Origin of the sequence: Streptomyces sp. NPDC058678 (assembly GCF_042714835.1) — a bacterium.
Lineage (GTDB): Bacteria > Actinomycetota > Actinomycetes > Streptomycetales > Streptomycetaceae > Streptomyces.
Genome location: NZ_JBHXSG010000062.1, coordinates 25,404 through 46,893 on the forward strand (window position 1 = coordinate 25,404; position 21,490 = coordinate 46,893).

Consider the following 21,490-nt stretch of genomic DNA (forward strand, 5'->3'; position numbering starts at 1 on the left):
ATGCCCAAGAATGCTGACGCGGACGACCTCGGCGGCATCGCCAGGAAAAGGCTCGTTCTCCTGGAGTTGACCCAACGGCAGTCCACGGTCGTCCGTGAGCTGCGGGACGACGCCGTCGCCGGTGACCTGGCGGATCTCGAGAAGCAGGTCCGGGACGGACGCTTCACCGTGATGATCGTCGGCGACTTCAACCGGGGCAAGAGCACCCTGGTCAACGCCATTCTCGGCGACCGGGTCCTGCCCACCAAGCCGGAACCGACCACCGCCGTCATCACAGAGGTGCACTACGCCGAGCAGGCCACGGCCCACTTGTACCCGACGTCCGACAACGGCCTGACGCCCGAGCCGGTACCGGTGGACGTCGACCGGCTCGAGGAGTACCTGGCGGTGGACCAGGACGACCCCGAAGCGGCCAGCCCGTACAAGCGCGCGGTGGTGCGATGGCCGGTCGACCTGTGTCGCGACGGAGTGGTGCTGGTCGACAGCCCTGGGCTCAACAACATCAATGTGCACACCGACATCACCTTGAACTACCTGCAGAGCGCCGATGCGGTGATCATGGTGGTCGACGCGACCGTCGCCTTCGCCGAGAACGAGCGCCACTACCTGGAATCCAGGATCCGTGCCAATGGCCATGAAGACGTCCTGTTCGTGATCACCAAGACCGACACCCTGGACGAGTACGAGCTGCCGATCGCCCTGCAGTCCATCCGACGGACGGTGGAGAACCTGCGCCGCCCGCGGGAAGCGCTGTTCTTCGTACGCGCCAAGCAGGCCCTCAACGGGCGGATGAGCGGCGACCAGGAACTGATCGAGAGCTCCGGAATCACCGAGTTCGAGGAGGCGCTGTCCGAGTTCCTCGCCCGGGAGAGGGGACGCGTGCAGCTCCTGATCGCCGCGAACCGACTCGGTATGTACACCGCCATGGCCCACGGCGCGGTGGCCGACCGCCGCCGGCTCGCGGCCTCGAGCCGTGCGGAACTGGAGCGACGGCATGCCGCGCTACAGCCCGATCTGCTCGCCCTGGAGGCGCGTCGGCAGAGGTTCCTCGACGGCGCCGGCGCGGTCATCGACGAGGCACACGTCTCCATCGACGCACGCGCCAGGGACCTCCTGCGCACCATCGCCGACCGGTGCGTCGACTGGGCCGTGACGGCGGAGACGGAGGCCGGTATCGGCTGGAGCCTCCGGGTGAAGAAGAACGCCGAGGCGTTGGCCAAGGAACTGGGCGCCGCGATCGCCGCCCGTGCCGAGTCGGAGGTCAGCACGTGGCAGGCCGAGGTGCTGAGGCCGGTGTTGGAGACGCATGGTGCCGTCCTCTCCACGGTGATGGAGAGCGAGGTCGAGCGTTTCGAGGCCGACCTCAAGGCTCTGCGCTCTGCGCTCTTCGCAGCCGGAACGAGCGACACCATCGGCGAGGGCGCCGGGCCCGGCGTTGGGGAACGCACCGTGGCGACGGTACTCGGCTGGGTCGGCGGCGGACCGGCCCTCGGCTTCGCCGGCGCCAGGTTCGGCATGAAGGGGATGCTCAAGCAAGCGGCACCGATCATGGGCGGGCTGACCGTCGGCATCCTGCTCGGCGTCGGGACCGGAGGACTTGCCTTCATCGCGATGGGCATCGCGGCCGCGCTGAACCTCAAGGAACTGCCCGCGGCGGAGAAGAAGGTCCGCCAAGCGATCGGTGAGCGCCTCAGGGACCAACTGCTGGCCCAGCGAGAGGCGCACGCCGCGAAGATGGCCACGGAGGCCGTTCGGGGTCTCCGTGACGCCACCAGTAAGTTCGCGTCCGGCCTGCACACCGAGATCGAGTCGGTACGCAGCCAGGTGGACGCCGCTCTCGAGGCCAAGCGGCGGGGCGGGGAGGCCGTCGCCGCGGAACTTCGACTACTGGACACACTCGCGGCGGAGCTGGACCGCATCGACCACGACACCGCCGAGTTGCTCGCGGGACTGGACCCCCTTCCCGGCCTGTGACCGCGGAGTGGGAGGAAGGAAGGCCATGGATCCGAAAGACCTGCACGTCATGCTGACGACACTGGTCCGTCTCACCTCCGTGGAAGATCAGGCCGCGTATGTCACGAGACACCCGTCGCTCCTGCGGACGCCCGCGCGCCACGCTCTGCTCAGCAGGATGTACGGCGACGCCGACCGACAAGGCGACGACAACCTCCGGGTCAACACCGTCAAGAACGCCGCCTCCGACACCTCGGTCCACGTCTCCATCGCCGCCGACCCCGACACCGTGCGCCTCATGGTCGAGGACACCGGCCCGCCCCGTACCCCGCGTGCACGCCGTGGCCGGACGGGCAGCGGCCGGGGCCTGGTCGGCATGCGGGAGCGCGCCGCCCTCTACCGGGGCGAGGTCAGCGCCGGGCCCAACCCTCACGGTGGCTGGACCGTCCACGCCGTCCTCATCCCCAACCCGCCGGTCAACTCCCTTGAGAAATAACCCGCTTGACGATCGTCCTCACCGTCGACGAGCAGGCGCCGCAGCGGATTGGGCTTCGGCACGCTGCTGGAGGCTCGCCCCGGCCTCACCGCCGTCGGCGAGGCCGCGGACCAGCGCAACAGTCCGTACCGCAGCCGAACTCCGCCGATGCCGTCCTGATGTCCGCATGCCCGGCATGGACGGTATCGAGACCACTCGGCCCGTCGTCGAGTCCGACAGACCTCCCGGGGTCCCTGCCGACCAGCTTCGAACCGCACGAGTACGCCTACGGCGCGCTGCGCACCGGAGCCGGCGGGTTCCGGCTCGCGGACGCCTCCCGGCCGAACTCCTGGTTTGGATCAGGACGGTCGCGTGCGGGGACGCCGTGGACGCGCCCGCCATCCCGCGCCGCCTGTTGGAAACCGTCACCGCGACGACCGCCCGGCCCGTCCTCGGCATCGCCCCGACCCGCGTCTGGATGGCGGGCAGGGCGAAGCCGTCCGCGTCCCGTACGCGAAGGGCACTCTGGTGAAGCTGCCGGTGGCCGCCGACTCCGTCGAAGCCGTACCGGCCGCCGTTGCGGCACGAGATGTGCAGGCCCTTGGCGCAGTAGTCGCAGGTGTTGTCGCTGTAGGTGAACGGGGCGCCCCATGGGGCGGCCGGCGTCGGTGGCGGGCATCGACGCGTAGGGCCACAGGTCGCTGCCGCACACGCACGCGGCCAGCGTGCGCACCACCGCGTCCGTCGGCTGGACGATCTTCGGGTCGGGCCGGTCCTCGACGCGAACGTCGCCGGCTCCGTACATCACTGCTGCACGCATGGGGGTACCACTCCAAACAGGGGTCGTGCTGGGGGGGTGCGGGTGATCAGCGTTCGAGCATGTGCGCCTGGGCCTCGGTGTGGGTGTCGCCGGCGGCGGGCGGCAGGCTGCTGAGCTTGTGGAGCTGCTCGCTGGTCAGCGTGACCGTGTCGGCGGCGGTGTTCTCCTCGACCCGGCTGACGCGCTTGGTGCCCGGGATCGGGGCGATGTCGTCGCCCTGGGCGAGCAGCCAGGCCAGCGCGACCTGCGCGGGCGTGGCGCCGGCCTCGGTAGCCAGGGCCTTGACCTCGTCGGCGAGCGCCAGGTTGCGCTGGAAGTTCTCGCCGGTGAAGCGGGGGTTGCCGCGCCGGAAGTCGTCCTCGTCGAACTGGTCGGTGGGGCGGACGGTGCCTGTCAGGAAGCCGCGGCCCAGCGGAGAGAACGGCACGAGGCCGATGTTCTGCTCCCGCAGAAGGGGCAGGACGCGCTCCTCGATACCGCGGGTCCACAGCGAGTACTCCGACTGCACCGCGGTGACCGGCTGGACGGCGTGGGCGCGGCGAATCGTGTCCGGGCCTGCCTCGGAGAGGCCGAAGGCGCGCACCTTGCCCTCGTCGATCAGCTCCTTGACGGCGCCGGCGGTCTCCTCGATCGGCGTGTTCGGATCCACCCGATGCTGGTAGTACAGGTCGATGTGGTCGGTGCCCAGCCGCTGCAAGGAGCCCTCCACCGCGGTGCGGATGTTGGCCGGGCTGGAGTCCAGGTTCCACGCGCCGTCGCCGCCGTGCGAGACCAGGCCGAACTTGGTGGCCAGCACCACCTGATCCCGACGCCCCTTCAGCGCCCGGCCCAGCAGTTCCTCGTTGGTGTAGGGCCCGTAGATCTCGGCGGTGTCGATGAGCGTGACGCCCAGCTCCAGCGCCCGGTGCACGGTCCTGATCGACTCCGCGTCGTCGGTGCCCGCGCCGGTGTAGCCGTGGGACATGCCCATCGCACCCAGCCCGATCCGGGAAACCTCCAGGTCACGCAGCTTGATGTACCGCATCTCGCCTTCTCCGGTTGGTGGCGTTGCCCGGCCCCTCACTCTCGCCCGGCCCGGCACGTCGTGCCGATTGGAACCTGGGCGACGGCGAGGGCGCAGGCGTCTTCCTCATTCACCTTCGCCCGGACTGCTCCGGTGTGGCAGGGCGGGCTGTTCAGGGGTAATGACAGGGCCCCCTCCCGCCCGCGCAGCGGGTGCCCAGCGGGTGAGACTGGAGTCATGGCATCCGAGAGCGCGCACAGCGAGGGCGCCGAGCTGGGCCGCTACCTGCGCGCCCGCCGCACCCAGACCAGCCCCGAGCACGTCGGCCTCGCCGTCGGCACCGGCATCCGCCGTACCCCCGGTCTGCGCCGCGAGGAGCTGGCCACCCTCGCCGGCATCAGCATCGACTACTACGTGCGCCTGGAACGCGGCAAGGAGACCCGCCCCAGCCCCGCCGTCCTCGACTCCCTCGCCCGCGCCCTGCACATGGACGACCAGGAACACCAGCACCTGCGCGAGCTCGCCGCCCGCGCCGCCCGATACACCCCCGAACCCCCGCCCGCACCCAGCCGCACCGTGCGCCCTCACCTGAAGCTGCTGCTGGAGTCGCTGAGCCCGAACCCCGCCTACGTGATCAGCCGCAGCATGGACATGCTGGCCTGGAACCGAGGCGGCCTCGCCCTCTACGCGGGCCTGGAGGACTGGCCGGCCAAGCACCGCAATCTCGCCCGATACCTCTTCCTCCACCCCGCGGCGCGTGATCTGTTCCCGGACTGGGACCGCCAGATCACCGGCTGCGTCGCCCGGCTGCGCGCCGTCGCCGGCACCGCCCCCGACGCTCCCGACCTCACCAACCTGGTGGGTGAACTCCTCCTCAAGAGCCCCGACTTCGCCCGGCTGTGGGAACGCTACGAGGTCACCGGCCGCAAGCCTGCGCAGAAGACCTTCCACCACCCCCGCGTTGGCACGGTCACGCTCACCTCCCAGTCCATGCAGCTGGAAGGCACCCCCGGCCAGCGCATCGGCGTCTACACCGCCGAACCCGGCACCCCCGACCACGACGCCCTGCTCCTGCTCGACATGACCGCTCCCCAAGCTGAACAGCACTCGGCGCGGTCGGACGCCGAACAGCACCGCCAGCAGCCGTAGGCGCGGGGCACCCGGCCCGATCAGCGGATGCAGCATCTGGTGCACGCACCTGTTGGGCGGCCAGAGAGGCGAACCCGACGCCGAAGCGCCACGCTGCGGCCACCGGCGTCCGAGTTCGCCCACGAAGCCGTCCCGGATTGTGTGAACCGGCGGCTTCCGCCCGTGCAGCGCAGAAGATCCGCCGCCAGGAGCAGGGACACGAACACGCCGCCGCCCAGCTCATTGCGCTCCGCGGCCCGAATGCGACCCGGCCCTTTGGCTGCGTGAGGCCCTGGCTGCAGTCAGCGCCCGCAACATCCGGCACCACGGGGGCGCACAGACTCTGCAGACAGTTGACTCGTGTTGCCGCTCAGCCGTCGAAAGTACCAGCGCGGGCTGCCTCGTGCTGTCAGCAGGAACTGATCGATGATCGGCCGATGGATCTCGGTCCAGGCGATCGTCAGTCGTGCACCGGTGCCCGCTCGTCCAGGAGGCCTTCGCTTCGCAGATCGTCCCAGACCTGTGCCGGGATCTTCACGCCGAATGCCGCGATATTGCTGCGTACTTCCTCTTCTGTACGCATTCCGACCACGATCCCCGAGACGACCGGATGGCGTAGCGGGAAGGCCATCGCCAGCTCCGGGAGCGTCACACCGTGTGCCTCGCAGACATCGGCAATACGCTGCGCGCGCTCCAGCATCTGCAGGGCGGCGGGCACGTAGTCGAAGGTGGCCCCCTCGGCGGGCCGGGGCATGGCCAGCAGGCCGGAATTGAATATCGACGCCGCAAGAACCGAGATCCCCCTGTCCGAGCACGCGGGCAGCAGTTCGTCGAGGGCGCTCTGGTCCAGAAGCGTGTAACGGCCGGAGAGCATCACCACATCGACGTCCGACTCCTCGACCAGACGGGTCAACTTGCCAGGGTGGTACATCCCCGCGCCGATCGCCCCCACCAGCCCCTGGGCACGCAGTTCGGCGAGGGCCGGATAGCCCTCGCGCAGGGCATCCTCGAAGCGCTCCTCAGCGTCGTGCAGGAACAGCACGTCGATACGGTCGACGCCCATCCGTTCGAGTGAGTCCTCCACGCTGCGCAGAACACCGTCCCGCGTGAAGTCCCACACGCGGCGGTGCGTGGCAGCCACCGCAAAGCTTTCGTCCATCCGGCCCGCCGGATCCTGCGGGACCAGCAGCCTGCCCACCTTCGTCGACAGCGTCACCTCCTCGCGGGGCTTACCGCGCAACAGGCCACCGGTGCGGCGCTCGGAGTGCCCGATGCCGTAATGGGGAGAGGTGTCGAAGTAGCGAATCCCGCTCTCCCACGCCGTCTCAAGAGCTCCCGCGGCAGTCTCGTCGTCCAGCGGCGCGAAGAGCCCGCCGAGTGGCCCGCCACCGAAGCCCAGTTCCGTGACCTGCACCTTGCTCTTCCCGAGCCGGTTCCGCCTCATCCGCCGTTCCCCTCATATGGTTGGTGACGCGCGATCATGTTGAGTGGCCCTGGACCACCACTTCAAGCGGATTCCCACACACGCGGGGCGTGATCCGCCGAACAGGTCCTGATCTCTCCAGTCAGAGATCGTGCCGTGCTTCGTGTCCTGAGCTGGTTCTTCTTCGACCCGTCGTTGCTCGAGCGGCGCCGGCGCATCGACCGGGCCCTGTTCGCCGTGGTGATGGAGGCATACGTGCACGGGGTGTCCACCCGCAGCGTGGATGACCTGGTCAAAGCGCTCGGGGCCGACAGCGGGATCTCCGAATCCGAAGTGTCGCGGATCTGCGGTGAGCTTGACGCCGAACTCGACGCGTTCAAGGAACGGCCCCTGGACCACACCGTCTTTCCCTACATCTTCCTGGACGCCACCTACTGCAAGGCCCGCGTCAACCACCGGATCGCGTCTCAGGCGGTGGTCATCGCCACCGGCATTTCCACCACCGGCCACCGCGAGATCCTCGGCCAGTGCGGGGTGACCTTCGGCACATCGGAGGTCTTCGCCGGGCTGGTGGTTTCATCCTGCACTTGTTTCCCGCCTGTTGCTTCTGGCGCACTGTTCCCGCAGGACGGGCACGTGTCACCCGATCTCTGACACAACGTCAAGTCAGCGTCGTGAGGGGTGAGTAGGACGGAACGCCTTCGTCCGGGAGAACGGCGACGGTTGCCGACAAGCACTCTCATGGGCCGCTTCAGCCTCTAGTCTGCTGCCAGACCCCCCACAGGGCCTTCCCCCGCGGCATGGGCGGGACTCCCGCCCGTACCACCGAGAACAGGCGGCCGAGGGCATGCAACCACTGCACCCAGAAGATCCCGAGCAGCTAGGGCCCTACCGCCCGGTGGCCCGTCTTGGAGCAGGCGGGATGGGCCGGGTCTATCTGGCCACCTCGCCGGCCGGCCGCACCGTCGCGGTCAAGGTCATCCGTCCCGAGATGGCCGGGGACAAGAACTTCCGCATCCGCTTCCGGCGCGAGGTGGCGGCCGCGGCGGCGGTCGGCGGCGTCTACACGGCGTCCGTGGTGGACGCCGCGCCGGATGACGAGACGCCATGGCTCGCCACCGCCTACGTAGCCGGCCCCACCCTGGCCGAGGCGGTCGCCGCACACGGGCCGCTGCCGGTGGAGACGGTCCTCGCGCTGGGCGCGGGCATCGCCGAGGCGCTGATCGCGGTGCACGCCGAGGGGCTGGTGCACCGCGACCTCAAGCCGTCCAACGTGCTGCTCGCCGCGGACGGTCCGCGCGTCATCGACTTCGGCATCGTCCGGGCCCGGGACGGTTACCAGCTCACCGGCTCCGGCGGCCTGTTGGGCTCGCTCGAGTACGTCTGTCCCGAACAAGCCACCGGCGATCCGGTGGGACCGGAGGGAGACGTCTTCTGTCTCGGCTCGGTGCTCGCGTTCGCGGCGTCGGGACACGCGCCGTTCAGCGGGGCCGCCGCGGCCGCCCTGCTCTACCAGGTGGTCCACGGTTCGGCCGATCTGACCCTGGTGCCCGAGCCTCTCGACAAGATCATCAGCCTCTGTCACGCCAAGGACCCGGCCCTTCGTATCAGCCCCGACCGGCTCTCTGCGGCCTGCGCGCCCGGCGGTGCCGAACAGGTGCTGACGGAGGGCTGGCTGCCCGCGCGAGTGGCCGCCATGGTCGACGACCGCCGGGCGGCCGCGACGGATCTCGACCGCCTCGCGCGGACCCTGACGCCCGCACGGCCGGCGGCCGACGCAGCCGCCGGGGCCCCCATTGCGTCCGCCCGATGGGGGTCGGGCCGGACGCCGGTGGGGCCGTCGTCGCACGGGACCGACGGCGGATACGGCGCGGCGGCACCGGACCGCGTCCTCCCGACCGGAGACGCCGACAACCGCACCGCCGGTGGAGCCGGAGCCACCGGTGGAGCGCCGCCCACCACCGAGCCGCCGGAGCGGAGACCCCCGGCGGCCGCGGCCGAATCGGCGGAACCGGCGACGGAACGTTCCGTCGCACCCGCGCACCGCCGTGCCCCCGAGCGCTCCCGTATCGGCCGTCGCACCCTCCTCGCCGTGACCGCGGGCGCGGCCCTCGTCGGGGGCACCGCCCTCGTCGTCGGAGGAAGAACCGGCGGGCAGCGGGCGCGTCGGCCCGGCCCCGCCCCCGAGCCGACCTGGGTCTACCGCGGCGGCCCGCTGCTCCAGACCCCGGCCGTCTTCAACAACGGCACGGCCCTGCTGAAGAGCCGCCCGGGCAACATGATCTGCCTCGACCTGAGGAACGGATCCCAGCCCGTATGGGTCTACCAGGGCATCAGCCTCTCCCCCAGTCCCGTCCTGCTGGCCAACGACGCCGCGGTCGCCCTCGGCACCGGTGCGACTCTGATCGGCGTCGACCTGGCGGGCGGCGCCGAGAAATTCACCCTCGACTTCGGCCGGGACTTCCAGTTCGACCAACTCCTCGGTGGATACGACGGCCATGTCGTCTCGGTCCTCGGCGCCAGGCTGGAACGCCGGTCAGAGGAGCAGGGCGTCGCGACCTCCACCAGCGCGGTCTTCGGCGTCGACCTCAGGGCCCGCCGGGCCGTCGTTATTCCGATCAACCCCGAGGACGTCGGAGTTCCCCTCAAGCCCGTCATCACTTCCGACTACTTCGTCTACGCCGACGGGCTGCGCAATGTCACGGTCCGCAGCACCCGCGATGGCGGTGGCCTGCGCTGGCGGTACCCGGTGGGCTACGACCTGCGGCCGGGTCTCGCGGTGCTCGGCGGAACCGTCTTCGCCATCGGCTCCGAGTTCATCGCCCTGGACCTCGCCACCGGAAAGCTCCGCTGGAAGGCGAAGGCGGAACGCGGCATGTTCGCCTCCCTCGGGGCGGGCGGCAACACGGTCTACGCCACGGGCACCGATCCCTACGGCGTCCACGCCTTCAACGCGGCGACCGGCACCCGGCGCTGGTTCTGTGAGACGCCCCGCCTCAACGTCGACCACCCGATCGCGGTGGGGGCGCACGCCGTCCATGTGCCGGCCTTCGAGAACAGGAACGGCTTCTACGCGATCGACGCCGCCTCCGGCCGTCTGCTGTGGAACTTCACCGACGGCCGCGAGACCGGCGTCAACGACTGGCAGCTCTCCTGCGACGGCGCCGGACACCTCGTGGCCCAGCACTTCGACCGGGCCTACGGACTGCCCGTCACCTGAGGACCGGTACCCGGACAGCCGGACCGCACCTGGTTTCACGTCCAGCCAGCCGCGGGGGTCCCGAGTCGATCATGTCGAGTCCAGCGATCACGTCGAGTGCAGCGAGCGCACCCAACACCTGCAGACGGAGCGGCCACCGGGCCCGAAGCCGGGCGTTCCCCCGTACCGCACTCCGGTCTTCGTCCCTCACCCCAGGACACCCCAACTGGCTGCCGGTTCGACCTCAAGGCGCTGTAGTGAGGGGATGAACAGGCTCAGCATGACTGCTGCGAGTCCAGTACCCGGCCTGGAAGTTCTCGTCCGCTGGCCTGGCTTTCCATCTCCTCCCCGCTTCCGGTCGCATCTCAACCGAAACGGCGAGGTCAGTCGCCGAGTACCCGCTCCCACAGCAGCCCGTCCCGCCAGCTCCCGTCGAGAAAGATCGAGGAGTGCGCGACGCCGTACGGGCTGAACCCGTTGCGGCGCAGCACCCGCTGCGACGGCAGATTCTCCAGATTGGTGGACGCCTCGGCGCGGTGCAGGCCGAGTTGGTCCGTCATCACCCGGAGTGCAAGCCCGACGGCGTGCCCGGCGTGCCCTTGGTTCTGGGCGACGCCGGCGATCCAGTATCCGACGGAGCCGCGGCGCAGGTGCGGCTGCGGCAGGATGCCTCCGACGGTGACCTGCCCGATCACCTGGTCGTCGGCGAGCACCACGCCCGGCCAGACCGAGCCGGCCCGGTAGCCGGCCAGCAGGCTGTCGATCCGCTCCGCCTGGCCCTCCGGGGTGAAGAAGTCGGCCGGCTGGGCCGGTTCCCACGGCCGGAAAGCCTCGAAGTCCCGCACGCGATGCGCGGCTATCGGGGCGGCATCGGTGGGCTCGATCAGGCGGATCCTGGTGCTGCTGCGCATGGGCTGATCCTCGTCGCGGTGCGGCGGATGAGACGGCCAGCCTATGCAAGGGTGCCCGCGCCGCCGCACCCCACGCTCGCCGGAGGAGCCCTCGTATCCCGTGGCAAGCAATCACGCCGAGCCGAAACTCGTGAACATCACCCGCCCGGGGTCAGCCCGTTCCGTCCGACGACCGGCAGTGCGCCCCGGCCTGCATAGCGCTCTTTGGCGCTCCTGCCCTCTGCAGGTCATCGAGCAGGCCCGGTGGCCGGGCCTGACGAACAGTCAACGACCAGAACTCGTCAGCCGTGCCGGGCCGGTGACCCACTTCCACAGACCAGTGCCCTGCATCGAGACTGCGGGAGTCGGCCACGGCCAGGTCGCCCGAGGTGAGACGGTAGAGCAATGCCGCTTCCACGTGATCTGCCGACGCGGCCGTCCGGCGCTGCAGGCTTTCGGCGCAGCGGGCGCCGGCATCGCCGGCAACAGGCGATAGAGGCATGTCGGCGAGTCGCCAGCCTCTGTGTCGGCGTCCACGCTGATGTGCTCAGGCGCCTACGGATGAACGACGTGTCACGAAGGACGGCGTGTCGTAGCCGCCCCCATGAGGGTCTGCGGTTGACGCTTTGGCTGTGCGGTCGCTGGCCGGATGACCGGCATCAGGAGGTGGAGGCGCATGCTTGTTCTGGGCCGCTCGCAGGTCGAGGGCCTGCTCGACGTGGACTCGCTGATCGATGCCCTGGCCCCGGCGATGGCAGACCTCAGCGCCGGCCGCGCCTCGGTACCCGACCGCATCGCCGCCCTGGTGCCCGAACGCGATGGATTCCTGGCGGCCATGCCGGGCTTCCTGCCGTCGGCCGGCGTGCTCATGACCAAGCTGGTGTCACTCTTCCCGCACAACGACGGGGCACGGCTGCCTACGCATCAGGCACTGATCGTGGCGTTCGATCCGGACACCGGCGAGCCCACCGCGCTGCTGGACGGTACGGCCATCACCGCGGCGCGCACCGGTGCCTGCTCCGCACTGTCGGCGCGGCTGCTGGCCCGCCAGGACGCGACAGTGCTGGCAGTACTGGGCACCGGCGTTCAGGCCCGGTCCCACGCTCGCGCGATCTGCCGGGTCCGCCCGATCCGGCACATCCGCCTCGCCGGCCGGGACCCGGCGAAAGTCGCTGCCCTGGCTGAGGAACTCTCAGCCGTACTGGAGGGCGAAGTCCAGGCCGTGTCCAGCTACGCCGAGGCACTCGACGGCGCGGACATCGCCGCCGCGACGACGCACGCCGTCGAACCCGTGATCCGACGTTCCTGGCTGACACCCGGGGTGCACATCACGTCCGTGGGGTACAACCCGGCCGGCCGCGAGATCGACGACGCCACGGTCACCGAAGCACTGGTGTGCGTCGAATCGCGCCAGGCTGCGCTTGCCCCGCTCCCCGCGGGCAGCAACGACCTGCTCATGCCGATCCGCGACGCCCTCATCACAGCCGATCACGTCCACGCCGAATTGGGCGAACTCATCGCCGGCAGCAGACCGGGGCGCACCACACCGGACCAGATCACCCTCTACAAATCGGTCGGCGTGGCGGCACAGGATGCCGCGGCCACGGCCCTGGTCATCGCCTCCGCCCGCGAACAGTCAATCGGCGAGGAGATCACGCTGCGGTGATGCCGCTGCCGGCACGCGATCACGGCGACTGGCTCGGCACCGCGCGGTCCACCGGTTGAGCACGTCGCGTGTACGCGGTTAAGAACATTCGTTCGCTCATACACCGACAGGGCAGCTCCCCGCGCTCGCGGGGATGGTCCCAACGTTCCCCAGGGCGAAACCGAGCCAGCCGTAGCGCCCGCCTCCCAGCGACGGTTGACGAATAGTTGATACATCAAGTATACCGGATGACACATCAACAAAGGGATGGGTCATGGAGACAGTGCAGAGCCGGCAGCGGGCGGAACCCGGTGCCTTCACCGCCTTCGCCCGCTTCGTGCTCTCGGGCGGCGGGGTGGGGCTCACCTCCAGCTTCGCCGTGGCAGCCCTCGCCTCCTGGATTCCCTGGGCTCTGGCCAACGCCCTGATCACCGTGGTTTCCACGCTCCTCGCCACCGAGCTTCACGCACGCTTCACCTTCGGCGCGGGCGGGCGCGCGACCCGGCGCCAGCATGTGCAGTCGGCCGGGTCCGCTGCGGCCGCGTATGCGGTGACCTCTGTGGCGATGCTTCTCCTGCGACAGCTGGTGGCGGCGCCCGGTGCGGTGCTCGAGCAGATCGTCTACCTGTCCGCCTCCGCACTCGCCGGTGTCGCACGGTTCACGGTGCTGCGCCTCGTCGTCTTCGCACGGAACCGCTCGCAGGCCACCACCACCATCCGCACCGCACGTCCCGTGCACGCGACCCTGGCCCCCGCCGCGGCCCCAGCCGCCCCCGCGGTGCTCTCTCGCGCGGCCTGACCGTTTCGCCAGGTGGCCAAGCTGCGAGGCTCTGCTCTCACCATGTTGACCTCCGCACCAGCGAAGTCGTCCAAGCAGCGGGGCGCACCTGGCTCCGCCGTGAGAAGCGCACCTCAACTGGGCTGCGTGACAACGTGGAGACCACGGGCGTCCCAGTCGAAGCTGGGCCGGTGAGGTGGCTTCCCAATGGAGAAGTCGAGCAGCGTTGGCTCCCGCGCCGTGGCAACGGTGAGATCCGAGTGAAGGCGGACCCTGGTTCGAGACGATGTCTGCGACGGCTCGGCTCAGGGTCTCGCGGACCGGTGCGGAGTGGCCGACCTGCAGGGCGCCGTCGACCAGCAGTCCGGGTACACGGGCGGTGTGGTCGGGGTCCGGTTTCGGGGCGGTCTTCACGCTTCCAACGGTCACCCTCGTGCGTGCGGCCAGGGACCGGCACGGCAGATTCGTCCTCGCGAAGTCAACTCGATTCTTCCGCCCGCTCGCGGCGACGGCGGGGCCGTGACCGTCGCGGAGATCGAGGAACTGTTCGAGCCCGGGAGCTCGCCCCGGACACGGTTCACCTGCAGTGGGTGTTCGTGGAGTCGGTGCTCGCCCTGTCCGCCGTGGACTTGGCCGCGCGGATCGAGAGGACGACGGTGCGCTCCATCCTGGAGGTCACCCAAGAGGTGCCGGGCAGGGAAGGTACGGCGGGAGCTGAATCTCCGGGCGGTGGGCGAGGGCGCAGGCCTGGAGGCCCGTCTGTCCCAAGAGCTCCGGCGACAGGGCTACGGAGAATCGCCGACGAGCCGGCTCCAGCCGTCTCGGCATCTTGTTGGCTCTGCGCCCCCCCTGTCGCGACGTGTCGTTGCACAGGTGAGTAACGCCGCGAGGGGCCTCACCCGGAATCCATCGTGAGCGTCGGCTCGGAGGTCACGGACCTCCGAGACAGCGGCCGGTCCTTCCACGAGGCCGCTGCCTCGCCGAGGCCGCCCCGGACGCTCCTTCAACGCAGCAGCCAGGGCCGGTCTGCTCCTGGGCATCCTCGACAACAACGGCGAGGAGACGGGCGATGCCTAAGTAGGCCGGAGCCTCGAAGAGCAGTTGGGCCCTCTCCCAGCGTTCGAGGACGCGCTCCTGGTGTGGCACGTTGACGCCGTTGTCGAACAGGTGCAGGGCGCCGGCCCAGCGGTCTGGCGCCGCTCCGTCCTGCGCCGGGTAGCCGTTGCGGTTGCCCAAGCTGTCGAGTTGACGGTCATCAGCCCTCCCTTGCTGCCGATTCCCGAGTGAGGCCGGGGCCGTGGGCGGAGAGCAGCGAGGCATGGGTGGGGGCGTCGGGCGCATCGGCCGGCCGGCCGACGGCGAACTCCTTGCGCAGCGCCGGGACCACCTCCGCGCCAAGCATGTCGATCTGCTCCAGCGCCGCCTCGAGTGGAACGCCACCGCCGTCCACCATGAACAGCTGGCGCTGGTAGTCACCGGCGTACTCGCGGAAACTGAGCGTCTTTTCGATGACCTGCTCCGGGGTACCGACCGTCAGCGGGGTCTGCTCCATGTACTCCTCCATGGACATCCCGCCGCCCATCACCGGTGAGCGGTCGAAGACCGGGCGGAACTCGCGTATGGCGTCCTGGGAGTTGCGGCGCATGTAGACGTGGCCGCCGAGGCCGACGATCGCCTGCTCGGCGCTGCCGTGACCGTAGTGCGCGTACCGTTCCCGGTACAGGTCGATCATCTTCCGGGTGTGCTCCTTCGGCCAGAAGATGTTGTTGTGGAAGAAGCCGTCGCCGTAGTAGGCGGCCTGCTCGGCGATCTCCGGGGAGCGGATGGAACCGTGCCAGACGAACGGCGGCACGCCGTCCAGCGGCCGTGGGGTGGAGGTGAACCCCTGGAGTGGCGTTCGGAACTTCCCCTCCCAGTCCACGACGTCCTCGCGCCACAGCCGCCGCAGCAGGGCGTAGTTCTCGACGGCGAGGCTGATCCCGTCGCGGATGTCCTTGCCGAACCACGGGTAGACGGGGCCGGTGTTGCCGCGGCCCATCATCAGGTCCACCCGGCCGTCGGCCAGGTGCTGGAGCATCGCGTAGTCCTCGGCGATCTTCACCGGGTCGTTCGTGGTGATCAGCGTGGTGGCCGTGGAGAGGATGATCCGCTCCGTGCGGGCGGCGATCCAGCCCAGCATCGTGGTCGGGGACGACGGCACGAACGGCCGGTTGTGGTGCTCGCCGGTCGCGAAGACGTCCAGGCCCACCTCCTCGGCCTTCTGCGCGATGGCGACCATCGCCTTGATCCGCTCGTGCTCGGTCGGCGTACGGCCCGTGGCCGGGTCCGTGGCGACATCACCGACGGTGAAGATGCCGAACTGCATCGTGATTAGCCTTTCCATCATGTTGATACATCAACTACTACTCCGCAACACGCCTGGCCGAATCCGTATTCCGGCTGCACCCATCAGCGGTCCTCACTCAGGCGCGGGGACCGAGCATCAGCACCGTTCCTCCTCCAGGCGATCGACGATGCGGTCTGCCATACGGGCGAACGCCTGGAGTTCGTCGGGAGTCAAGGGCTCGATGAACAGGCGTCGAACATCACTGACATGACGGGGCGCGGCTTTCGCGATCACTTCCCGCCCCTCCGGGGTGATGACCACGAACGCGCCGCGACCGTCCTCGGGGCATTCCTGCCGGTCCACCAGCCCGCGCTTCGCCATGCGGGAGACCTGATGCGACATCCTGCTCTTCTCCCACTCCAGACACCTGGCCAGATCCACATGACGCATGCGTCCGTCGGGCGCCTCCGACAGGTTGACGAGTACGGCGTAGTCGGAGCCCGACAGGCAGGACTCCGACTGCAGACCGCGGGACAGGCGCCCGTCGAGCCTCTCGTACATCCGAATGACGCTTCGCCAGGCACGCTGCTCCACCGGGGTGAGCCACTGTGATTGTTTGTTCATCGAACAAGTGTAGGCGATTGGTTGATTAGTCACCTACCGATCCGGCCTGTGAATTCCGACGAGCGGCCAGAGCGCGTGAGTCAAGTTCCGCCGCGAGCCACTGCACGACCGCTCCCGATCAGAGTCCGGGCCCACTGCGGCAGCGTCCGCCGAACGGTCATCCAACGCCGAACCCCATCGCATTATGCGGACAGGCAGGGACCGTGCACAGCCCCGAAGGAGGCCACAGTGGGCGGTCGCACGACGGATAAGCGATCAGTCGGAACTTCCTCGACAAGCAGAGCCCAAGGCCTTCCGTACCCTGAGGGAGACGCCGGAAGAAGCGGTCAACGTCCGCGTCTGCCAACTGAGCGGCTGCGCCACCAAGGCGGCCGCCCGCGGGCACGTCGGCACGACAGCTCGGTGTACTGGCCGCCTCGCGGCTTTCGAACTCTTCACCGCTCAGGGCGCACGGCTCTCACGCCGGCCCAGGTGCGACCGACCCGCAGGACACCGACTGCCAGGTACCCGCCCACGAGGCCGGCCGACAGGTGCTCACCGAGGACCAGATCTCCGCGGCCGTCCGCGGCGATCACCATCAACGCGTTCGACCGACTCTCGATCACCCACCCGGTGCGGGAGGTCGACCAGAGGCGACGCACATTTAGTTGACACATCACGACCGCTTCCCTATGTTCCTGGATAACACGAACTGGTTGACGAAACAACCAGTGGCCCGTGCCCCGGCCGGGCACGGGCCACACCGGAAGGGACCACCCCCATGTACATCACCGCCGCCGTCCTCAGCGTGCTGCTCGCCCTTGTGGCGCTGGCCGCAGGCGTGCCGAAGGCAATGCTGAAGGGCGACGTGTCCTCGGGGCTCCAGTCCCACATGGGCCTGAGCGCCGGGCTGGTCCGCTTCATAGGACTGGCCGAGGTCGCCGCGGTCGTGGGCCTGGTCGTGGGGCTCTTCTGGCAGCCTCTGGGCGTCACGGCCGCCGTCGGCTTCGGGATCACGATGATCGGCGCGGTGGGCTTCCACGCCAAGGCCGGCGACTACGCCGACCCCACAACGCGCGGAAACGCCATGGCCCCCATCTTCCTCGCGCTGGTCTCCGCGGCGACCGCCGTCACCCTCGGACTGGCCATGTGAGCCTGCCCCCTGGGGCACCGCCCCGGCCGCCCCCGCCGCAGCGGTCGGAGACCGCATCCCGGTCAGAACGGCTCTTGGTACAGCCGTTCGACCACCCGCTCGGGGATCCGGGCCAGCGTCGTCAGCTCCGCGGTGGTGGCATGGTCGAGGAACAGCGAACGCACCACCTCGGCATGGAGCGGAGCGGCCTCTTCCATCGCCTACCGACCCGCTGGTGTGATCACCACGAACGCGCCACGGCCGTCTTCGGGAGAGTCTTCTCGCGTCACGAGCCCGCGCTTCGCCATCCGGCCGATGTGATGCGACAGCCGGCTCTTCTCCCATTCCAGCGTGTGGGCGACATCCAGAAACCGCCGCCGTCCCTCGAGCACGTCAGTCAGATGGACCGGTACCGGCACCTGGCAGTCAGCGGTGGACAACTACGAATCCGACTGCAGCAGCCGGCCCCCGAGCCTCTCATGCAGGCGGACGAAGCTCCGCCACACGTGTTGCTCATCCGTGATCAGCCAACGCACAGCCTCTGCCCTGGCGAAGGTCTGAACGTCGTTGACCGATCACCTGGGCAGCGACCTACCGCCCTGAGGAGCGGCTTCGACCCCGGAAGCGCGGCGCGACCTGTCCTGCCCTGACTGCTTCGTGCCGCGCTTCCGGCCTCTCGGCAGAGCCACACTTCAGGGAACCAGGGTCCGTGTTTCCCCCATCGCCGGTTTTCCTGCGCGGTGAAGGGCTGTTCGGCCCAGATGGTCTTGCCCTTCTGACCGTGGCGACAACTCCAGCGCGTGGTGAGCTGCGCCACCAGGAACAGACCCGGCCACCCTCGTCGCTGTGGCCTGCCTGCCGCAGCCCTCGCTGCATGGGCGGTCTGTCCGTGGTCGGCCGTTTGGCTGGTGGTCATCCGGGACGGCGGTTGCGCGGAACCGTCTCCACGACGAGGTGGTAGGAGTGGTCGACGAGTTCGGCGACCAGGTCCGCCGTGACGCCCCGGCCGGCTCCTACGGAGATCCAGTGCCGCTTGTCGAGGTAGCGGCCCGGCGTGAGAGACGGGTACTGGCCTTGCAGCAGCCGCCCGTGCTCCGGTTCCACCTTGAGGGTGACGATGAGTTCGTCCGGGTCGTCGGTGACGATCAGGAAGACCTTGTCCGCCACCTTGTAGACGTCCAGTTGCTCGGTGAACGGGCGCCCATGGCTGACTCCTGGGAGCGCGAGTGCGGTGTGGCGCGCGGTGTCCTGGAGCTTCGTGCCGTTGAAGGACATGCCGGAGGTCAGGCGCGGAGGCCGTAGGTGTGCGGGTCGACGGGCTGCTGGGACTTGGCGAGCCCGCTGACGACAAGTCGATAGGAGTCGGTCACAAGCTCCTTCACCAGCGTCTCGTCGATCGCGTTTCCACCCTCCAGCGTGATCCAGTGCTTCTTGTTCATGTGGTAGCCAGGGGTGATCTCCGCGTGCTCGCGACGCAGGGCGGCCGCCTCGTCGGGCGCCGATTTGAGAATCACCATGGGCTCACCCGTCACCTGCGTCATGAGCATGAAGACCTTGCCGCGCACCTTGTACACCTCCCACTCGGGCCCGAACGGGTGCTCCAGCCCAGCCCCGGGAAGTTCCTCGGCGTAGTCGGCCGCGGTCCTCTGCAGCGTCTCTCCGTCCATGTTCATCAGCTCCTTCATCGATCCGAACGCCCCGACCGGCGGTACGGGGCACCGGGTGCCGTTGGGGCATGATCAGTACGAACAGCAGTGCCAGCAACACGACCGCGGCGTTGAGCACGCACGACGCGCGGTACCGTCACGGGAATCCGCTGGGGTGCGGACGGTTATGCGGTCGGCGCCACGCGGGCGGTGAGGTCCGCGTACTCCGATACGGCGGCCGCGTACTCGTCCGGCATCTGCGCCGGTGACATCAGGTCAGCGCCATGGCACAGCCCAGGCATGAAGCGCAGCGTGCTGTCGACGCCCGCCTCGATGAGCTTGCGGTGGTCGAACTCCTCCGCCCAGGCGAGCTGTCTCCACCCGGGAGGACTGCCGGAAGCTCGGTGCCGGTGCGATGCATGTGTGCGGGGACCTTTCTCTCGTTCATGCAAGGGCGAGGGCGAGTGCCCCGGCACCCCCCACGCCACGGCACGCACACGCGCGGGCCGCGATCACCATCCTTTCTCTCCAGATGACAATCCGGTCGGTAAACTGCGGACACATGATGGTCGACAGGCGACACCCGCCGGGGGCAGAGCAGGGCTCCTCCGCCCTCTTCGTCGCACGGCCCGACTCCGCCGCACGCGCAGAGCCCGAGCCCGTCCCGCTGTACCGCTTCCAGCCCCCGGTCGGCACCCCGTACGGCCTGGAGGTGACCACTGTCGAGGACTTCCACGCCGACCACGACGACTGGCCGTGGAATCCGCCCCGTCCGGGCCGTGCCACCTTCCACTACCTGATCCTCGTCACGGAGGGTGAACTGCGGCACGACGTCGATCACGTCACGTGCACCGTCGCTCCCGGCCAGTGGCTGTGGGTGCGCCCCGGGCACGTGCAGTGCTGGCACGACCCCGGCACCGCCCGTGGCCCCTTCATCCTGTTCGAACCGGAGGCGCTCCGGCCCGACACCGCCCGCGAGCTGGCTCCCCTCACCGCGCACGACGCCCCCGCCGTACTGACCCCGCAACCCGACGACGCCCCCTGGCTGGAACAGACCGCGTTCCAACTCCTCGACGAACACCGTGCCTTGGGACGCCGCCCGCTCACGACCCATCACGCCCTGCGCTGCAGCCTCCTCGAAGCCCTGCTGCTACGCCTCGCCAACTCACCGGACATCACAGAAGCTCCGGTCGCTGCCAGAACCACTCCCCTGGGCGGCACCTCGGGACGACAGCCGCTCTACGAACGATTCCTGGACGCCCTGGAGCTGCACTACCGCGAGCTGCACCGCGTCGACGACTACGCCCGGCTGCTCGGCTGTTCCGTACGAACCCTCAGCCGCACCACCCGGGCCGCCACCGGCACCGGAGCCCGGCAGGTCATCGACCAGCGCCGACTGCTCGAAGCGCGCCGTCTGCTCGGTCACGCCCGGTGGACCGCCCGCGCGGTCGCCGACCAGCTCGGCTTCACCGACACGGCCAACTTCGGCCGCTTCTTCCGGCACCACACCGGCCTCACCCCCGCCGCCTACGCGACTCGTCAGGCCACCCCGGATCCCTGAGACGCACCCGCCGGTGTGAATCCCAGAACTTCGCGTGACGTCACGAGGATTCGACTTCAGGCCCGCGACAGAGGCTCCCTGCAGTCACAGGCCTGGACAAGCCGAGCGTCGTCATCACTGGGCAGGCTCCGGCATCGGGCGGGTATCAAGTTGTCCTCCCCCTCGTCGGTGCACCTGCGGGTCGTCGGCGTAAGCAGTTGCGACAGTGTCGGCGCGCTCGTCGACGAAGGGGTCGAGGTCACCGGTTCCCTGGACGCCATGGTCAACAGCGCGGGCCCGCTCCGCCGACCCCGGCGAAGTCGCCTCGCTCGTGCTGTTCCTGGCCTCCGACGGGGCCTCCTGTGTCGATGGCCAGGTGAGCGTCGGGCGATCTTCGGTGTGATGCCACCCTCGCGCAGGCGCCGGCGATAGATGCCGTGGTCGTAGCCGTGGTCGGCGTGTAGAGCCGGGACTCCCGTGGCCGGCCCCGTTGTCCCGCACCGGCCCAAGACTGGTCGATCAAGGGCCGGAGCCGGGTGACGTCGTTGCGGTGACCGCCGGTCGAAGACACCCGCAAAGGAGTGCCGCGGGCATCGGCCAGGACGTGGTGTTTCGAGCCCGGCCGTGCCCGGTCAACCGGGCTCGGGCCGACTTTTGGGCTGCTCCGCCCCCCGCTTGGCCTGCACGCGGGACGCATCGATCGTGGCGCGGGAGAAGCCGAGGCAGTCGGCCGCCGTAACTGGTCGCTTCCCCCGCGCCATGGTCACATCCCACAGAAGACGGGATCACATACAACTCCACCGTGTCACAAAAGGATCATTCGCAAGACCCCTTACGCCGGGCCTTGCCCGACGCAGTGCGGGTCAGCGACCGGCGGCACCTGTGGGACAACCGCTGCGAGCCGCTCCTCCTGCCGGTGGACGGCGTAC

Annotated in this window: 17 protein-coding genes and 4 pseudogenes; 10 read left to right on the forward strand and 11 right to left on the reverse strand. The window is 69.4% G+C overall.

Annotation, left to right across the window (positions count from 1 at the left end; all coding sequences use genetic code 11):
* The 3 genes from ACFWWR_RS38335 to ACFWWR_RS38345 all read left to right on the forward strand — a co-directional run bounded on the left by ACFWWR_RS38335 (window position 1) and on the right by ACFWWR_RS38345 (window position 2,960).
* Complete coding sequence (locus tag ACFWWR_RS38335) at window positions 1–1,974, forward strand: dynamin family protein (RefSeq protein WP_383868486.1); 1,974 nt, start codon at window positions 1–3, stop codon at window positions 1,972–1,974.
* A 25-nt stretch (window positions 1,975–1,999) separates the two neighbouring features.
* Entirely contained in the window at window positions 2,000–2,449 is a 450-nt protein-coding gene (locus tag ACFWWR_RS38340) for an ATP-binding protein (protein WP_383868484.1), read from the forward strand.
* 364 nt (window positions 2,450–2,813) lie between these two features.
* The gene (locus tag ACFWWR_RS38345; protein WP_384308287.1) at window positions 2,814–2,960 is read left to right on the forward strand and encodes a hypothetical protein; all 147 of its coding nucleotides are present in this window, start codon (window positions 2,814–2,816) and stop codon (window positions 2,958–2,960) included.
* Here ACFWWR_RS38345 and ACFWWR_RS38350 read toward each other — a convergent pair.
* Together ACFWWR_RS38350 and ACFWWR_RS38355 are read right to left on the reverse strand one after the other, a co-directional pair.
* Window positions 2,917–3,248, reverse strand: a pseudogene (locus ACFWWR_RS38350) (IMP dehydrogenase); the annotation flags it as partial. The gene ACFWWR_RS38345 and the pseudogene ACFWWR_RS38350 overlap by 44 nt on opposite strands.
* A 46-nt stretch (window positions 3,249–3,294) precedes the next feature.
* Window positions 3,295–4,272, reverse strand: coding sequence for an aldo/keto reductase (locus ACFWWR_RS38355; protein WP_384308256.1), 978 nt, complete (start codon window positions 4,270–4,272; stop codon window positions 3,295–3,297).
* 216 nt (window positions 4,273–4,488) lie between these two features.
* Between ACFWWR_RS38355 and ACFWWR_RS38360 the strand changes: the two genes are divergently transcribed.
* Window positions 4,489–5,400, forward strand: coding sequence for a helix-turn-helix transcriptional regulator (locus ACFWWR_RS38360; RefSeq protein WP_383868480.1), 912 nt, complete (start codon window positions 4,489–4,491; stop codon window positions 5,398–5,400).
* Between the two features lie 439 nt (window positions 5,401–5,839).
* Here ACFWWR_RS38360 and ACFWWR_RS38365 read toward each other — a convergent pair whose 3' ends face one another.
* The gene (locus tag ACFWWR_RS38365) at window positions 5,840–6,823 is read right to left on the reverse strand and encodes an aldo/keto reductase (protein WP_384308259.1); all 984 of its coding nucleotides are present in this window, start codon (window positions 6,821–6,823) and stop codon (window positions 5,840–5,842) included.
* A gap of 162 nt (window positions 6,824–6,985) precedes the next feature.
* Between ACFWWR_RS38365 and ACFWWR_RS38370 the strand changes: the two are divergent.
* Window positions 6,986–7,363, forward strand: a pseudogene (locus ACFWWR_RS38370) (transposase); the annotation flags it as partial.
* Window positions 7,364–7,724: 361 nt separating this feature from the next.
* On the forward strand, window positions 7,725–10,022 hold the full coding sequence (locus ACFWWR_RS38375; RefSeq protein WP_383868478.1) for a PQQ-binding-like beta-propeller repeat protein: 2,298 nt from the start codon (window positions 7,725–7,727) through the stop codon (window positions 10,020–10,022).
* 362 nt (window positions 10,023–10,384) lie between these two features.
* Here the strand turns inward: ACFWWR_RS38375 and ACFWWR_RS38380 are convergent, their stop codons facing one another.
* Window positions 10,385–10,912 (reverse strand): GNAT family N-acetyltransferase, encoded by a 528-nt coding sequence (locus ACFWWR_RS38380; protein ID WP_383868476.1) that lies wholly within the window; start codon window positions 10,910–10,912, stop codon window positions 10,385–10,387.
* Window positions 10,913–11,567: 655 nt separating this feature from the next.
* Between ACFWWR_RS38380 and ACFWWR_RS38385 the strand changes: the two genes are divergently transcribed.
* Window positions 11,568–12,557 carry an ornithine cyclodeaminase family protein gene (locus tag ACFWWR_RS38385; protein ID WP_384308262.1) on the forward strand — a complete coding sequence of 330 codons (990 nt, stop codon included), beginning with the start codon at window positions 11,568–11,570 and terminating at the stop codon, window positions 12,555–12,557.
* A 253-nt stretch (window positions 12,558–12,810) separates the two neighbouring features.
* Window positions 12,811–13,335, forward strand: coding sequence for a hypothetical protein (locus ACFWWR_RS38390; RefSeq protein WP_384308264.1), 525 nt, complete (start codon window positions 12,811–12,813; stop codon window positions 13,333–13,335).
* Between the two features lie 909 nt (window positions 13,336–14,244).
* Here ACFWWR_RS38390 and ACFWWR_RS38395 read toward each other — a convergent pair.
* From ACFWWR_RS38395 to ACFWWR_RS38405, 3 genes are all read right to left on the reverse strand, one after another.
* The gene (locus tag ACFWWR_RS38395; protein WP_384308267.1) at window positions 14,245–14,550 is read right to left on the reverse strand and encodes a hypothetical protein; all 306 of its coding nucleotides are present in this window, start codon (window positions 14,548–14,550) and stop codon (window positions 14,245–14,247) included.
* A 19-nt stretch (window positions 14,551–14,569) separates the two neighbouring features.
* Window positions 14,570–15,679 (reverse strand): LLM class flavin-dependent oxidoreductase, encoded by a 1,110-nt coding sequence (locus ACFWWR_RS38400; RefSeq protein ID WP_384308270.1) that lies wholly within the window; start codon window positions 15,677–15,679, stop codon window positions 14,570–14,572.
* A 117-nt stretch (window positions 15,680–15,796) separates the two neighbouring features.
* Complete coding sequence (locus ACFWWR_RS38405) at window positions 15,797–16,264, reverse strand: MarR family winged helix-turn-helix transcriptional regulator (RefSeq protein ID WP_384308273.1); 468 nt, start codon at window positions 16,262–16,264, stop codon at window positions 15,797–15,799.
* Window positions 16,265–17,024: 760 nt separating this feature from the next.
* Between ACFWWR_RS38405 and ACFWWR_RS38410 the strand changes: the two genes are divergently transcribed.
* Window positions 17,025–17,396, forward strand: coding sequence for a DoxX family protein (locus tag ACFWWR_RS38410; RefSeq protein ID WP_384308276.1), 372 nt, complete (start codon window positions 17,025–17,027; stop codon window positions 17,394–17,396).
* 62 nt (window positions 17,397–17,458) lie between these two features.
* Here the strand turns inward: ACFWWR_RS38410 and ACFWWR_RS38415 are convergent.
* The 3 genes and pseudogenes from ACFWWR_RS38415 to ACFWWR_RS38425 all read right to left on the reverse strand — a co-directional run bounded on the left by ACFWWR_RS38415 (window position 17,459) and on the right by ACFWWR_RS38425 (window position 19,042).
* Window positions 17,459–17,815: pseudogene (locus ACFWWR_RS38415) on the reverse strand (MarR family winged helix-turn-helix transcriptional regulator).
* A 472-nt stretch (window positions 17,816–18,287) separates the two neighbouring features.
* Window positions 18,288–18,650, reverse strand: coding sequence for an MmcQ/YjbR family DNA-binding protein (locus ACFWWR_RS38420; protein WP_383868462.1), 363 nt, complete (start codon window positions 18,648–18,650; stop codon window positions 18,288–18,290).
* 8 nt (window positions 18,651–18,658) lie between these two features.
* The gene (locus tag ACFWWR_RS38425; RefSeq protein WP_384308284.1) at window positions 18,659–19,042 is read right to left on the reverse strand and encodes an MmcQ/YjbR family DNA-binding protein; all 384 of its coding nucleotides are present in this window, start codon (window positions 19,040–19,042) and stop codon (window positions 18,659–18,661) included.
* Between the two features lie 541 nt (window positions 19,043–19,583).
* Between ACFWWR_RS38425 and ACFWWR_RS38430 the strand changes: the two genes are divergently transcribed.
* Window positions 19,584–20,582 (forward strand): helix-turn-helix domain-containing protein, encoded by a 999-nt coding sequence (locus ACFWWR_RS38430; RefSeq protein ID WP_383868458.1) that lies wholly within the window; start codon window positions 19,584–19,586, stop codon window positions 20,580–20,582.
* Between the two features lie 347 nt (window positions 20,583–20,929).
* On the opposite strand, the pseudogene ACFWWR_RS38435 reads toward ACFWWR_RS38430, so the two are convergent.
* Window positions 20,930–21,295, reverse strand: a pseudogene (locus ACFWWR_RS38435) (transposase); the annotation flags it as partial.
* Window positions 21,296–21,490: the final 195 nt, after the last annotated feature.

Bases quoted from the DNA above. Each gene is read 5' to 3' on its own strand.
- ACFWWR_RS38400 (WP_384308270.1), bottom strand. From the start codon at position 15,679: ATGCAGTTCGGCATCTTCACCGTCGGTGATGTCGCCACGGACCCGGCC.
- ACFWWR_RS38410 (WP_384308276.1), top strand. From the start codon at position 17,025: ATGTACATCACCGCCGCCGTCCTCAGCGTGCTGCTCGCCCTTGTGGCG.
- ACFWWR_RS38375 (WP_383868478.1), top strand. From the start codon at position 7,725: ATGGGCCGGGTCTATCTGGCCACCTCGCCGGCCGGCCGCACCGTCGCG.
- ACFWWR_RS38385 (WP_384308262.1), top strand. From the start codon at position 11,568: ATGCTTGTTCTGGGCCGCTCGCAGGTCGAGGGCCTGCTCGACGTGGAC.
- ACFWWR_RS38360 (WP_383868480.1), top strand. From the start codon at position 4,489: ATGGCATCCGAGAGCGCGCACAGCGAGGGCGCCGAGCTGGGCCGCTAC.
- ACFWWR_RS38340 (WP_383868484.1), top strand. From the start codon at position 2,000: ATGGATCCGAAAGACCTGCACGTCATGCTGACGACACTGGTCCGTCTC.
- ACFWWR_RS38420 (WP_383868462.1), bottom strand. From the start codon at position 18,650: ATGTCCTTCAACGGCACGAAGCTCCAGGACACCGCGCGCCACACCGCA.
- ACFWWR_RS38355 (WP_384308256.1), bottom strand. From the start codon at position 4,272: ATGCGGTACATCAAGCTGCGTGACCTGGAGGTTTCCCGGATCGGGCTG.
- ACFWWR_RS38380 (WP_383868476.1), bottom strand. From the start codon at position 10,912: ATGCGCAGCAGCACCAGGATCCGCCTGATCGAGCCCACCGATGCCGCC.
- ACFWWR_RS38430 (WP_383868458.1), top strand. From the start codon at position 19,584: ATGATGGTCGACAGGCGACACCCGCCGGGGGCAGAGCAGGGCTCCTCC.
- ACFWWR_RS38335 (WP_383868486.1), top strand. From the start codon at position 1: ATGCCCAAGAATGCTGACGCGGACGACCTCGGCGGCATCGCCAGGAAA.
- ACFWWR_RS38390 (WP_384308264.1), top strand. From the start codon at position 12,811: ATGGAGACAGTGCAGAGCCGGCAGCGGGCGGAACCCGGTGCCTTCACC.
- ACFWWR_RS38405 (WP_384308273.1), bottom strand. From the start codon at position 16,264: ATGAACAAACAATCACAGTGGCTCACCCCGGTGGAGCAGCGTGCCTGG.
- ACFWWR_RS38425 (WP_384308284.1), bottom strand. From the start codon at position 19,042: ATGGACGGAGAGACGCTGCAGAGGACCGCGGCCGACTACGCCGAGGAA.
- ACFWWR_RS38365 (WP_384308259.1), bottom strand. From the start codon at position 6,823: ATGAGGCGGAACCGGCTCGGGAAGAGCAAGGTGCAGGTCACGGAACTG.